This is a genomic window from Actinokineospora cianjurensis (assembly GCF_003663795.1).
GTDB lineage: Bacteria > Actinomycetota > Actinomycetes > Mycobacteriales > Pseudonocardiaceae > Actinokineospora > Actinokineospora terrae.
Genome location: NZ_RCDD01000001.1, coordinates 1,701,411 through 1,715,176 on the forward strand (window position 1 = coordinate 1,701,411; position 13,766 = coordinate 1,715,176).

Below are 13,766 nucleotides of genomic sequence, written 5' to 3' on the forward strand. Positions count from 1 at the left end.
AGCCATGGAGTACACGCACCTAGGGCGTAGTGGGTTGTCGGTGTCGCGGCTGGTGCTGGGCACGATGAACTTCGGCCCGGAGACGACCGAGCCGGACAGCCACCAGATCATGGACCGGGCCCTCGAGCACGGCATCAACTTCTTCGACACCGCGAACGTCTACGGGTGGCAGAAGGGGGAGGGGATCACCGAGCAGATCATCGGCCGGTGGTTCGCCCAGGGCGGGCAGCGCAGGGAGAAGACCGTGCTGGCCACCAAGCTCTACGGCAGCATGGGTGACTGGCCCAACGAGACGTTCCTGTCCGCGCTGAACATCCGGCGCGCCGCCGACGCCTCGCTCAAGCGGTTGCGGACCGACTACATCGACCTCTACCAGATGCACCACGTGGACCGGAACACGCCGTGGGAGGAGGTGTGGGAGGCGTTCAGCGTGCTGCGCCAGCAGGGCAAGGTGCTCTACTTCGGCTCGTCGAACTTCGCCGGGTGGCACCTCGCGCAGGCGCAGGAGGCGGCCAGGGAGCGGCACTTCCTCGGGCTGGTGTCCGAGCAGTCCATCTACAACCTGCTCACCCGCTGGGTCGAGCTCGAGGTCCTGCCCGCCGCGAAGCACTACGGCCTCGGCGTGATCCCGTGGTCGCCGCTGCACGGTGGTCTGCTCGGCGGGATCCTGCGCAAGCAGCGCGAGGGCGGCGCGTCGCGCGGGCTGTCCGGCCGTTCCGGTGACGCGCTCGAGCAGCACCGGGACACCATCGAGGCGTACGAGAAGTTCGCGGCGGAAATCGGTGAGGATCCCGCGCACATCGGACTCGCCTGGTTGCTTTCTCGCGAAGGGGTCACCGGCCCGATCATCGGCCCGCGCACCGCCGAGCAGCTCGACGGGTCGCTGCGCGCGCTGGAGATCAAGCTGGACGCGGACGCCCTCGCGAAGCTGGACGAGCTGTTCCCAGCACCTGGACCCAACGGCGACAAACCTGCCCCCGAGGCTTACGCCTGGTAGTCGACGTCAGCCCCCGGTCCCACCTGGGCCGGGGGCTGACGTATTCCCGCAAAAAGGACATAGCCGTCTGCTATGTTCGGCAGGTATGTCACAGCGTGTTTAAACGCGAATACTCTCCCCTTGACGGTGCTTCCACGCGCCGGAGATGATCGATAAGTCCTGGATCGTCGGCGCAGGCGCATTCTGTGAATCACAGAGCCTATTGCGCGGGTGGCGAACGGGCTCGAATTTCCGCGAGGGGGAGGTCGTGGTGCGCGTTCTCTCGCTCGTCCTGGCCGCGGTCCTCGGCGCGGTGGTCGGCATCGGCGCAGGCACGGTGTGCGCGGTGCCGCACCGCGGCGCCCCGGTCGAACAGATCCGCGCGGACCAGGAGACACTGGTGCGCGGCCTGGGTTTCTCGGCCATCGAGCATCACCACGACCTGGTCGACGACGGCATCACCACGGCACCGTCGCACCACGTTCCCCCGCACCGCACCCCGGCCGACCTCGGCTTACTGGTGATCGCCGCGGAATCCGCGGCAGCCGGACTCCTCGCGCGCGGCCCGCCGCTCGGGCGCTGATTCCCACCCGCCCACGCCTCGTCGGAATTCGACGCAGGCGCCCCTGTCGCGCCCGAAGAACGAGGAATTCACGATGTCCGAACAAACCGAAGCGCCGGTTTCCGGCAACGCGGACCCGGCCAGACGCCGCTTTCCCGCAGGTGACGTCAAGTCCGGTTTCCTGGTCTCGCTCATCGCGTTGCCGCTGTGCCTCGGCATCGCCCTGGCCAGCGGTTTCCCCCCGGTCGCCGGGGTGCTCACGGCGATCGTGGGCGGCATACTCGGCGGCCTGCTCGGCGGCGCGCCGCTGACCATCAAGGGGCCTGCCGCCGGGCTGATCGTCATCGCCGTCGGCGCCGTGCACGACCTCGGCCAGGGTGACGCCGTCGCCGGATACCGGCGGGCGCTCGCGGTCGGTGTGGTCGCCGCGCTCATCCAGATCCTGTTCGCCGCGGTCCGCGCCGCGGGCATCGGCGTGGCCATGTCGCCCTCGGTCGTGCACGGCATGCTGGCCGCCATCGGCGTCATCATCATCGCCAAGCAGGCGCACGTGGTGCTTGGCGTGAAGCCGACCGCGGACACCCCGCTCGGCCTGCTCGCCGAGATCCCGCACAGCGTCGCGCACGCCAACCCGCTGATCGTGCTGATCGGCGTCATCGCCCTGCTCATCCTCTTCGGGTTGCCGCTGGTGCGCGCGCGGTGGAGCAAGTCGGTGCCCGCGCCGCTGGTCGTGCTCGCCGTGGCGATCCCGATCGGGCTGTGGCTGCACCTGTCGAGCCCGCACGACTACCGCTTCGCCGACGCCCCCCACCACCTCGGCCCCGAGTTCCTGGTGCGGCTGCCCGGCTCCGTGCTCGACGCGATCACCTTCCCGGACTTCTCCCAGGTCTTCAGCGGCACCTCGCTGCAGTACGTGGCGATGTTCGCGCTCATCGGCACCATCGAGTCCACGCTGACCGTGCTGGCGGTCGACTCGATGGACCCGACCAAGCGGCCGTCGGACCTCAACCGGGACCTGTTCGCCATCGGCGCGGGCAACCTGACCTCGGCGCTCATCGGCGGCCTGCCGATGATCTCGGAGATCGTGCGCAGCAAGGCGAACCTGGACGCGGGCGCCAAGACCCGCTGGTCCAACATCTGCCACGGCGCGATCCTGCTGCTGTTCGTCGCGCTCATCCCCGGCCTGGTGCAGACCATCCCGCTGGCCGCGCTGGCCGCGATGCTCGTCTACACCGGGTTCCGGCTGGCCAACCCGCGCGAGATCGCGCACGTCGGCAAGATCGGCTGGGACCAGCTGCTGCTGTTCCTGACCACGCTCGTCGTCACCCTCGCCACCGACCTGCTCGTCGGCGTCGCCGCGGGGCTGGCGCTCAAGATCGTGCTGCACCTGGCGCGCGGCGTGCCGCTGCCCGCGTTCGTGCGGCCCCGCCCCGAGGTCACCAGGGACGGCGACGTCCTGCGGATCACGGTGCCCGGCGCCGCGGTGTTCCCCGCGCTGCTGCCGTTGCGCCGCGCGATCACCAAGAACGGCGACGGCGTCACGGAGGTCGTGGTGGACGTCGCGGACGCCGCCGTCGTCGACCACACCTTCCTGACCAGGCTCGACCAGCTGGCCAAGGAACTGCCCGGGGCCACCCTGCGGGTCGAGGGCCTCGACCGGCTCGACCCGGTCTCCGCGCACCCGCAGGCGCTGCGCCGCAGGCGGCGGTCATGATCGGGCCACTCGTCGAGCGGGCCGCCGAACTGCTGCCGCAGCAGGGGCCGTTGCAGACCTTCGTGCACCACAACACGTTGCACGCCTTCGAGGACCTGCCCTTCCACGACGCCGTGGTCCGGGCGGGCGCGCTGTTCGGCGCCGAACCGTTCCCGAGCGAGCAGGAACTGCACGGCTACGTCGAGCAGGGGCGGATCACCGACGCCGACCTGCTGGCTGTGGTGCTCGCGCAGGTCCCGGACGACGGGGTGCCGGTCGTTCCAGGTGGGCCGACGCGGCGCGAGTTCCACGTCGCCCGGCTCCGCCGGTTGCTCGACGTACCGCGCGGTCCCGCGCTGCGGTGGGTCGTCGCCGAGGCCGGTGACCTGGGGCCGACCTGGTCGGCGCTGCTGGCGGCGGCACCCCGCGTGGTGCCGACCGCCGATCCCGCACCACGTCCGGCCGACCGGGTGCGCGCCGAGACCGGCGTCGACCCGGATGCCCTGGTGCACCCCGTGTTGATCCGGCTCACCGCCGCGTTCCTCGACCAGGGCGTGGCGTACTGGCCGATGCCCGAGCGCGACCGCGGCCTGCTCGCCGCGTTCCGGGCGCTCTACGGGAAGGCGGGCGGACCGCCGGACCGGTTCCTGCGTGGCCTGGGCGCGACCCTGCGCGGCCAGGAGCGGTGGGACGCCGAGCGCACGGTGGCGTGGGCGTTGGCCGAGTTGGCAGTGCCGGAGGCCGACTGGGGCGAGGTGATCCTGGCCACGCTGCTGTCGCTGCGCGGCTGGGCGGGCATGGTGCGGCAGTTCGAGGTGCGGCCCGACCGCGCCCCGGTCGCCGCGCCACCGGCCCGGCTGGTGGACTACTTGGCGGTGCAGCTGACCCTGGACGTCTTCGCGCTGCGGCACGTCCTGGCCGAGCACCCCGGCCACGGGCCGGTCGTCGAGGTCACCGCGCGACCGGACGTCGAACTCGCTTACGAGGCGTTCGTCCTGGCCGAGCTGATGGGCGTCGACCCGGCGCCGGACCCGGCGGCCTGGCTGGCGCTGGTCGAGGACTGCGACGGTGTGCGGCGGCGCCGGTTGCTGCACGCCGCTTACGAGCGCAGGCACCGGGTCGGCGTCCTCGACGGGCTCGCCGCGCACCAGCGCCTGTCCACTTCGGATGCCTCGGCGGTCGGGTTCCAGGCGGTGTTCTGCATCGACGAGCGCGAGGAGTCGTTGCGCCGCCACCTGGAGGAGAACACTCCCGTCGCGCAGACCTTCGGGTTCGCGGGCTTCTTCGGCGTGGCGATGAACTACCAGGGTGTGCACGACGTCCGGTCGCGTCCACTGTGCCCTGTCGTGGTCACGCCGACGCACGACGTCGTCGAACGCCCGGTCGCGCCTGCGCGCGGGGTGCTGCGCCGGGTCCGCGGTGGCTGGAGCCACCACGTCGGTGTCGGCAGCCGGACGCTGGCCAGGGGCGGGGTCTTCAGCCTCGCGCTGGGAGCCGTGGGGCTGACGTCCCTGATCGGGCGGTGCCTGTTCCCCCGGCTGGCGCAACGCTGGTCGCACCGGCTCGACGGGCCGCACCCGGCCACCCGGCTCGACATCGGTTACACCGTCGAGGAAATGGCGGGCATCGTCGGCGCGGTCCTGCGCACGACCGGCGTGCTGGCGGCCCCCGCGCCGATCGTGCTGCTGGTCGGCCACGGGTCGTCCAGCATGAACAACCCGCACGAGTCCGCGCACGACTGCGGAGCCACCGGCGGCGGCCGCGGCGGCCCCAACGCCCGCGCGTTCGCCGCGATGGCCAACCACCCGGAGGTCCGCGCGATCCTCGGGCTACCGGACGACACCTGGTTCGTCGGCTCGTACCACAACACGTGCGATGACTCGATGACCTACTTCGACGTGGACCTGGTCCCCGCCCGGTTCGAGGCAGACCTGACCCGGGCCAAGGACTCCCTGGCCCAGGCGTGCGTCCTCGCCGCCCACGAACGGTGCCGCCGCTTCGAGACCGCACCCCCGGACCTCGCCATGGCCGACGCCCTGGCCGAGGCCGAGACCCACGCGGTCGACCTCGGCCAGCCACGACCCGAGTACGGGCACGCGACGAACGCGGTGTGCGTGGTCGGTCGACGGTCGTTGACGCGTGGCCTCTACTTGGACCGCCGCGCGTTCCTCGTGTCGTACGACCCTGCCGCGGACACCGACGACGCACTGCTGACGTCCCTGCTGCAGGCGGTCGGCCCGGTGTGCGCGGGCATCAACCTGGAGTACTACTTCAGCTACGTCGACCCGGCCAGGTACGGGTGCGGGACCAAGCTGCCGCACAACATCACCGGCCTGCTCGGCGTGATGGACGGGCACGCCTCCGACCTGCGCACCGGACTTCCCTGGCAGATGGTCGAGATCCACGAACCGGTGCGCCTGCTGCTGGTCGTCGAGGCCACCCCCGCCCGGCTCTCCGCCATCCTGTCCGCCAACCCGGTACTCGCCAGGCTCGTGGGCAACGGGTGGATCCAACTCGTGGCCTGGGTCCCCGACGACGACGCGATGTTGCTGTTCCAGGACGGGACTTTCCAACCCCACGTACCGGAGATGACCGAGTTCCCGGTCGTCTCGCGGTCGGTGGAGGTGTACGCGGGCGAACGCGGGCACCTGGGGTGCGCGCACGTGCTGGCGGGGGTGGACCTGCCGGTCCCGATCCTCGCCACCGCACAGGACGCGAGGTGAGCGGCCGGGGTACCGCCGCTGTTCCGCTGTTGACGCTCCCGGTGGGTGCGTCGGCTGGTGGTCGGGCTGCGCGGGAGGTCCGGTGAGCGCCTTGGTCGTTGCCGCTGCCGGGGTTCCGTTGGTGGCATTCCTGGTGTTGGCGGTAGCGCTGTGGTTCGGGCGGGGGTGGGGCGAGCGGGTGGTATCCGGCTTGGTGGTCGGGTCTGCCGCGCTGTCCGGACTCCTCGGGGCCGCACTGGCCGTTGTGTGCATTGTGGATGGTCCGGTCCTGGTGTCGCTGGGGTCCTGGTTCTCCGGGTTCCCGGTGCGGCTCAGGGCGGACTGGCTGTCGGTGCCGATGGTGGTGTTGTGCGGGCTGCTGGGCTGCCTGATCGGGGCGTTCTCGCAGCGGTACCTGCACCGGGACCCGGGCTACCGGCGGTTCTACCTGCTGCTGGCCCTGTTCGTCGCGGCCGTGCAGCTCGTGGTGCTCGCCGGGACGTTGGACCTGCTCGTGGTCGGGTGGGAGCTCGCCGGGTTGGCGTCCGCGCTGCTCATCGCGTTCTTCCACCACCGGCCGGGTCCGGTCGCGGGCGGGCTGCGGGCGTTCATCACCTACCGGGTCAGCGACATCGGGTTGGTCGGTGCGGTGGTCGCCGAGCACCACGGCGCCGGTCACGCGGTGATCGGGCTGCTGCTGGTGTGGGCCGTGCTCGGCAAGTCGGCGCAGTTCCCCCTCGGCGGCTGGCTCCCCCGCGCGATGGAGGGCCCGACCCCGTCCAGCGCGATCTGCTACGGCGCGATCTCGGTGAGCCTCGGACCGTACCTGTTGCTGCGCAACGGGATCGACGGCCCCGTGGTCATCGCGGTCGGGGTGGTCACGGCCCTGTACGCGACGCTTGTCGGGCGCGCGCAGACCGACATCAAGAGCAGCCTCGCCTACGCGTCGATGACCCAGATCGCCCTGGTCCTGGTCGAGGTGGGCCTCGGGTGGCACGTCCTCGCCCTGGTCCACCTGATCACCCACGCCGTCCTGCGCAGCGGCCAGATCCTGCGCTCGCCCAGCCTCCTGCACGACCACCACCACCTCGAACAATCCCTCGGCACCCCGGTGCCCGGCACCGGCAGGCACTTCGACCGGATCCTGCCCACCACCCTGCGGACCTGGCTCTACCGCTTCGCCCTGGAACGTGGCTACGTCGACGCCTTCCTGGTCGACCGCGTCCTCGGCGGCCTGGTCCGCACGGTCAACCGAGCGGCCGCCGCAGAAGACCGCTGGACCAACGCGGTTACCGCCGACCGACAGGCGGTGGCGAGATGACCGCCATCGCAGGCCCGGTAGACCGAGCGCTTCGTTTCCACCTATCCGGTGGTGGCACGCCGAACGCGCGGGGCTCGGTGGGCGTTGGTGTGGTCGACCGCCTTGCCCGCGTGGTGGCCGTCGGGTTCTTCCTGGTCGCCGCTGAGCGAGGGGCGGTGGCGAGGTGATCGCGTTGGGGCCGTTGGCTGTTGTGCTCGTGTGGTTGGTCGGCGCGGTCGTCGTCGGGCGAGTGGTGGATCCGCGCCAAGCCAGGCGGGCGGCCACGTGGACGGCCTCGGTGGCGGTGGGGGTGTCTGCGGTGGCGATGGCGCTTCCCGAGGCGCCGTTGGCCGGGCCGGTCAGTGCGGGGGCCGGTGCCGTCGGGTGCCTGGTGATCAGCCTGGCCGGGCTGCTGGTCGCCGCGATGAGTCCGGTCGAGGGAGCGGCACCGGTGCTGGTGGCGAGGTTGCTCACCGTCGCGTGTGGACTCCTCGCGTTCCGGTACGCGGTGGTCGAGGCGGCGCTGCTGGCGCTGGGCACCTACCTCGCCTGGTCCGGTGATCGGCTCTTCGCGCGCTACCAGTTCCCCGGCGCGCTCCTGCTGATCGTCGGCGCGGTCCTCCCCGGTCCGGCCGGGACGGTCCTGCTCGCGGCCGGGGTGGTGATCAGGATGGCTGCTTTCCCCGCGCACGCCTGGTTCCCGCGCTTCGTCGACCGCGCCCCGATGGGTGTCGTCGTGGCCTACCAGGCGGCGCCGGTGGTGCTGCTCGAACCGTCCACTGTGGTCCTCACGGTGATCGGCGCGGTCACGGCACTCACCGCGGCGGTCTTCGCGGCCGCGTCCGACGACGGTCGCCGAGGCTTGGCATACCTGCTGATCACCGCGAACGCCCTGGTCATCACCGGCGCGTCCTGGCTCGTCGGCACCCTCGCCGCCGCGGGGCTCGCGATGACCGTCGGCGCGCTGGCCGCCCGCCGCGAATCCCTGTCCGTCCACGACGGCGGCGACTTCGCGGCGACGCCAAGACTCGCCGTGGCCTACCTGGTCTTCGGCCTGTCACTCGCCGGATTCCCGCTCCTGGCGGGCTTCGCCGAAGGCCACCACCTGCCGCACGCGGTCGCCACCCCGATCGCCGTCGTGGTCGTGATCGCGCTGTCAGTAGCCGGAATCGCGGTCCTGCGGGGCTTCCTCGGCCTGTTCACCCGTCGCCGAGTGGTCGACGGCGAACGCGACCTCACCCCGCTGGAGAACTACGCCGTAGTGGTCACCATGGCGGTTCTAGTGGTGGCCGGCTTGGCACCCGGCCTGCTCTCCCTGGTGACCTGACCACGGTCCGGTGGGGCGGAAAATCCGCTCCACCGGACCGGTCGGTCTGCGATGCTGCTCGGCAACGGCGCCGCCATGCGCGTGGCCCCCCTCGGCGCCTGGTTCGCCGACGACCTCGCGCGCGCCGCCGCCGAAGCCGCCCTGTCCGCCACGGTCACCCACACCCACCCCGAAGCCGTCGCGGGCGCCATCGCCGTCGCGATCGCCGCCGCCGTGGCCACCCGCGGCACCGGCGACCCCCTGGCCGAGGCCGTCGAACACACCCCACCCAGCCAGGTCCGCGACGCCCTCACCCACGCCAAGACCGTGTCCGACCCGCTGGTGGCCGCCGCGCAACTGGGCAACGGCCGCCAGACCAGCGCCCTCGACGAGGTGGACGAGGCCCCCAGATTTGCCGCAGAGTCTGCTGATGCGCCGCTAGTCCTCGATGTCGTCGTCGTCGCGGGCCAGGAAGGTGGCCAGGCGTTCGGTGGCGGTTTCGAATTCGGGGTTGTTGTCGACGAAGGCGCGCATGCGGTCGGCCAGCCAGGCGAGGGTTACTTCTTCCTCGCCTCGGCGGGTCTCGAGTTCTTCGATGCCGCGGTCGGTGAAGTACACGGGGGAGTCCTCGGGAATGCGGCGGGGCCGCCGGGGGTGAAACCGGCGGCCCCGACAGACGAACGGGTGCTTACTCGAATGCCTTCTCGATCAGGGAACGCTGCTCCAGCTCGTGCACCTTGCTCGACCCCGCTGACGGGGCCGACATGGGGCGGCGGGAGACGCGGGTGATGCGGGTGACGCGGTCCGGGAACAGTTCCGGCAGCGCCAGGCCGTAGAAGGGCCAGGAGCCCTGGTTGGCCGGTTCCTCCTGCACCCAGCGGATGTCGGCGGCGTTCGGGTAGCGGTCGAAGATGGCGCCGATCTTGCGCTGCGGCACCGGGTACAGCTGCTCGACCCGGACCACCGCCACGTCGGTGCTGCCGCGCTTGGCCTGCTCGGCGGCGAGCTCGTAGTACAGCTTGCCGGAGACGAACAGGATCTTGCGCACGCCTGCCGGGTCCGGCCTGGTCGGGTCGTCGATGATCGACTCGAAGCGGGTGTCGTCGATGAAGTCCTCGACCGGGGAGACCGCGGCCTTGTTGCGCAGCATGGACTTCGGGGTGAACACCACCAGCGGGCGCTGCACGCCGTCGAGGGCGTGGCGGCGCAGCAGGTGGAAGTAGTTCGCCGGGGTCGAGGGCACCGAGACGGTCATCGAGCCCTCGGCGCACAGCTGCAGCCAGCGCTCGATGCGGCCCGAGGTGTGGTCGGGGCCCTGGCCCTCGTGCCCGTGCGGCAGCAGCACCACCACATCGGACACCTGGCCCCACTTGGCCTCCGACGAGGAGATGTACTCGTCGATGACCGACTGGGCGCCGTTGACGAAGTCGCCGAACTGCGCCTCCCACAGCACCAGCGCGTCCGGGTTGGCCACCGAGTAGCCGTACTCGAAGCCCAGCGCCGCGTACTCCGAGAGCGCCGAGTCGTAGACCATGAACTTGCCCTGGTCCTCGGACAGGTTCTGCAGCGGCAGGTACTCGCGGCCGGACTTGCGGTCGATCACCGCGGCGTGCCGCTGGGTGAAGGTGCCCCGGCGCGAGTCCTGACCGGCCAGCCGCACCGAGCGGCCCTCCAGGGTCAGCGACCCGAACGCCAGCAGCTCGCCGAACGCCCAGTCGACGCCGCCCTCGCGGGCCATCTTCTCGCGGCGCTCCAGCACCGGCTTCACCCTGGGGTGCACGGTGAAACCGTCCGGCAGCATCACGTGCGCGTCGGCGATGCGCTCCAGCACCGAGCGGTCCACACCGGTCGACAGCTTCGCCGGGACCTGCTGGTCGCGCTCGACCGACGGGCTCGGCGAGATCGGGTGCTTCTCCAGCTCCCGCACCTCGTTGAACACGTGCTCGAGCTGGCTGGAGAAGTCCCGCAGCGCCTTCTCGGCCTCCTCGACCGAGATGTCACCGCGGCCGATCAGCGCCTCGGTGTAGCCCTTGCGGACGCTGCGCTTGGTGTCGATGATGTCGTACATGCCCGGCTGGGTCATCGAGGGGTCGTCGCCCTCGTTGTGGCCGCGGCGGCGGTAGCAGACCAGGTCGACCACGACGTCCTTGTTGAACGTCTGCCGGTAGTCCATCGCCAGCCGCGCCACCCAGTAGCACGCCTCCGGGTCGTCGCCGTTCACGTGGAACACCGGCGCCTGGATCATCTTCGCCACATCGGTCGCGTACTGCGAGGAGCGCGAGTGCTCCGGCGCGGTGGTGAACCCGACCTGGTTGTTGATCACGACGTGCACCGTGCCGCCGGTGCGGTACCCGCGCAGCAGCGCCAGGTTCAGCGTCTCGGCGACCACGCCCTGACCGGCGAACGCGGCGTCACCGTGCAGCGCGACCGGCAGCACGGAGAACCCGACGCCGCTCTCGTCGCCCTTGTCCAGCAGGTCCTGCTTGGCCCGCACGATGCCCTCGAGCACCGGGTCGACGGTCTCCAGGTGCGACGGGTTCGCCGTCAGCGACACCCGGGTCTCCCCGTCGCCGAACATCCGGAAGTACTTGCCCTCGGCGCCCAGGTGGTACTTCACGTCGCCGGAACCGTGCGCCTGACCGGGGTCGAGGTTGCCCTCGAACTCCTGGAAGATCTGCGAGATCGGCTTGCCGACGATGTTGGCCAGCACGTTGAGCCGACCGCGGTGCGGCATGCCGATGACGACCTCGTCGAGCTCGTACTCGGCCGCCTTGTCCAGCAGCGTGTCCAGCAGCGGGATGACCGACTCGCCGCCCTCGAGCGAGAACCGCTTCTGCCCCACGTACTTGGTCTGCAGGAAGGTCTCGAACGCCTCGGCCGCGTTGAGCTTGCTCAGCACGTACTTCTGCACCGCGGCGGCGGGCTTCTCGTGCGCGACCTCGACCCGCTCCTGGATCCAGCGCCGCTCGGCCGGGTCGAGGATGTAGGTGTACTCCACGCCGACGGTGCGGCAGTACGAGTCGCGCAGCACGCCGAGCACGTCGCGCAGCTTCATCCGCTCCTTGCCTGCGAACCCGCCGACCGGGAACTCGCGGTCGAGGTCCCACAGGGTCAACCCGTGCGAGCGGACGTCGAGGTCCTCGTGCTTGCGCTGCCGGTAGTTCAGCGGGTCGGTGTCGGCCATCAGGTGGCCGCGGGTGCGGTAGGCGTCGATCAGGCCGATCACCCGCGCGGTCTTGTCGACCGGGCCCTCGGAGATGTCCTCGGTCCAGCGGATCGGCTCGTAGGGGATGCGCAGCGAGGTGAAGATGTCGTCGTAGAAGCCGTCCTCGCCCAGCAGCAACCGGTGGATCTCGCGCAGGAACTCGCCGGACTCGGCGCCCTGGATGATCCGGTGGTCGTAGGTCGAGGTCAGCGTGATGATCTTGCTGATGCCCATCTCGATGAGCGTCTTCTCGCTGGCGCCCTGGAACGGCGCCGGGTACTCCATCGCGCCGACACCCAGGATCGCGCCCTGGCCGACCGACAGGCGCGGCACCGAGTGGTTGGTGCCGATGCCGCCGGGGTTGGTCAGCGAGATCGTGGTGCCCGCGAAGTCGTCCGCGGTGAGCGAGCCGCCGCGGGCCTTGCGGATCAGGTCCTCGTACGCCTGCCAGAACTGCTGGAAGGACATCCCCTCGCAGCCCTTGATGGAGGCCACCACCAGGTTGCGGGTGCCGTCCTTGCCCGGCAGGTCGATCGCCAGGCCCAGGTTGACGTGCGCCGGGGTGACCCCCTGCGGCTTGCCGTCGGTCTCGGCGTAGTGCCGGTTCATGTTCGGGTACGCCTCGAGCGCCCTGAGCATGGCGTAGCCGATCAGGTGGGTGAAGGAGACCTTCCCGCCCCTGGTCCGCTTCAGGTGGTTGTTGATCACGATGCGGTTGTCGGCCAGCAACTTCGCCGGGACCGCGCGCACGCTGGTCGCGGTCGGCAGCGACAACGACGCGTTCATGTTCTTCGCGATCGCGGCGGCGGCACCGCGCAGCGGCTTGCGCTCCTCCTCACCGGAGGACACGGGCGACTGCGGCGGCTTGGCCGGGTTCTTGTTGTTCGCGGGCGCGACGGCCTCGGCCGACCTCGCGGGCGCCGCGGCGGCGGTCGCGGGCGACGTGGTCGGCCTGCCGTTGCCGGACGCGGGCCTGGGGGGCGCCGCGGTCTTGGTGGCGCCCGCGGCGTTGGCCGCGCTCGCGCTGTTAGCGGCTGTGGTGGCACTCGCGGTGCTGGTGGCGCTCGCGGCGTTGGCGGCACTGTTCGCCGGTGCGGCGGCCTTCGCCTTCGCGGCACCGGTGTCGGCCGCGGTCTTGGCCTGAGCGGCCCCCTGGGTCGCTGCTCGCGGTGTTGGCTTGTAGTCCGCGAAGAAGTCGTGCCACGCGGGGTCTACCGACGAAGGGTCCGCGAGGAACTGCTCGTACATCTCCTCGACGAGCCACTCATTCGCACCGAACTGTGACGCAGGGCTGCTGCTGGACACGGCTGGCTCTCGCCTCTATCCATCTCGATCTCGACTTGAACACACTCCCCGTCAGGCTAGTCCCCCGGTCAGGACGGTGGTCACTCAACCAACCGGCCGTGGCGCACCTCATGTGTGGTGCCGCCAACTGTATCGGTTGAGGAACCGATCATGTGGGGTAAGTCGCCGCCCGCCGTCGACCGCCCGTCCACTCTGTGGGCCACCCTTCCCACCCGGTTCACCCCACCGAGTGATCGGCGAACGGTCGCTGAATGGTCCTCGTCCGGACGCCACGCTGCCGGGAACGGGAGGCGAACGGTCGGCTCCCGGGTGCCGGGGCGGTGGTCGTGGTGGTGGGAGGTGGGCACGGGGGGAGGTTTCCCGGCTGTGGAAGGGGAAAACCTGGACACGGTTGTGGATCTATCTGGTGAACGGGTTGCCTGCGGGAGGTTGACTGGTGGGGTGGGTGGCGGGGGGATTGGTGGCTGGGTGGGGTGGGTGTGGTGGTTTGTAGGCGGCGGATGTGGGTGGAGGGTGATCTTGGGCTGGGGGTGTTCCGGCTCTCGGTCTCGGCTTCGCCATCGGGGGATGAATGCCTCGCCTTCGGCATTGGCCTGGGCGCGAGTTTCGAGCTTTGCTCGATGGGGCGAACTTGTTTTGCGCGGGGCCCCGGCACCGCCCGTGGCAGGACCGCAAAGCAGGGGCCGAAGAGCATGGCCCTGTCCGCGAACGACGCTA

General features: G+C 70.8%; 8 protein-coding genes and 1 pseudogene. 7 read left to right on the plus strand and 2 right to left on the minus strand.

Annotation, left to right across the window (positions count from 1 at the left end; all coding sequences use genetic code 11):
* Positions 1-4: 4 nt before the first annotated feature.
* The 7 genes and pseudogenes from CLV68_RS08150 to CLV68_RS34485 form a co-directional block, all read left to right on the plus strand.
* Entirely contained in the window at positions 5-997 is a 993-nt protein-coding gene (locus tag CLV68_RS08150) for an aldo/keto reductase (protein ID WP_121389841.1), read from the plus strand.
* Between the two features lie 250 nt (positions 998-1,247).
* Positions 1,248-1,559, plus strand: a complete 312-nt coding sequence (locus CLV68_RS08155) for a hypothetical protein (RefSeq protein ID WP_147459911.1) — start codon at positions 1,248-1,250, stop codon at positions 1,557-1,559.
* A gap of 73 nt (positions 1,560-1,632) precedes the next feature.
* Positions 1,633-3,252 carry a SulP family inorganic anion transporter gene (locus tag CLV68_RS08160; protein WP_121389843.1) on the plus strand — a complete coding sequence of 540 codons (1,620 nt, stop codon included), beginning with the start codon at positions 1,633-1,635 and terminating at the stop codon, positions 3,250-3,252.
* Entirely contained in the window at positions 3,249-5,954 is a 2,706-nt protein-coding gene (locus CLV68_RS08165; protein WP_121389844.1) for a DUF2309 domain-containing protein, read from the plus strand. The genes CLV68_RS08160 and CLV68_RS08165 overlap by 4 nt, the downstream gene beginning before the upstream one ends.
* Before the next feature lie 82 nt (positions 5,955-6,036).
* Positions 6,037-7,254, plus strand: coding sequence for a proton-conducting transporter transmembrane domain-containing protein (locus CLV68_RS08170; RefSeq protein WP_121389845.1), 1,218 nt, complete (start codon positions 6,037-6,039; stop codon positions 7,252-7,254).
* Positions 7,255-7,417: 163 nt separating this feature from the next.
* On the plus strand, positions 7,418-8,560 hold the full coding sequence (locus CLV68_RS08175; RefSeq protein ID WP_121389846.1) for a hypothetical protein: 1,143 nt from the start codon (positions 7,418-7,420) through the stop codon (positions 8,558-8,560).
* Positions 8,561-8,611: 51 nt separating this feature from the next.
* Positions 8,612-8,872: pseudogene (locus CLV68_RS34485) on the plus strand (ADP-ribosylglycohydrolase family protein); the annotation flags it as partial.
* A 105-nt stretch (positions 8,873-8,977) separates the two neighbouring features.
* Here the strand turns inward: CLV68_RS34485 and CLV68_RS34965 are convergent.
* Positions 8,978-9,157 carry a DUF6104 family protein gene (locus CLV68_RS34965; RefSeq protein ID WP_092778251.1) on the minus strand — a complete coding sequence of 60 codons (180 nt, stop codon included), beginning with the start codon at positions 9,155-9,157 and terminating at the stop codon, positions 8,978-8,980.
* Positions 9,158-9,227: 70 nt separating this feature from the next.
* Positions 9,228-13,049 (minus strand): multifunctional oxoglutarate decarboxylase/oxoglutarate dehydrogenase thiamine pyrophosphate-binding subunit/dihydrolipoyllysine-residue succinyltransferase subunit, encoded by a 3,822-nt coding sequence (locus tag CLV68_RS08185; RefSeq protein WP_121389848.1) that lies wholly within the window; start codon positions 13,047-13,049, stop codon positions 9,228-9,230.
* Positions 13,050-13,766 lie beyond the last annotated feature (717 nt).

Coding starts and splice junctions, on each gene's coding strand:
- CLV68_RS08165 (WP_121389844.1), top strand. CDS start 3,249: ATGATCGGGCCACTCGTCGAGCGGGCCGCCGAACTGCTGCCGCAGCAG.
- CLV68_RS08150 (WP_121389841.1), top strand. CDS start 5: ATGGAGTACACGCACCTAGGGCGTAGTGGGTTGTCGGTGTCGCGGCTG.
- CLV68_RS08160 (WP_121389843.1), top strand. CDS start 1,633: ATGTCCGAACAAACCGAAGCGCCGGTTTCCGGCAACGCGGACCCGGCC.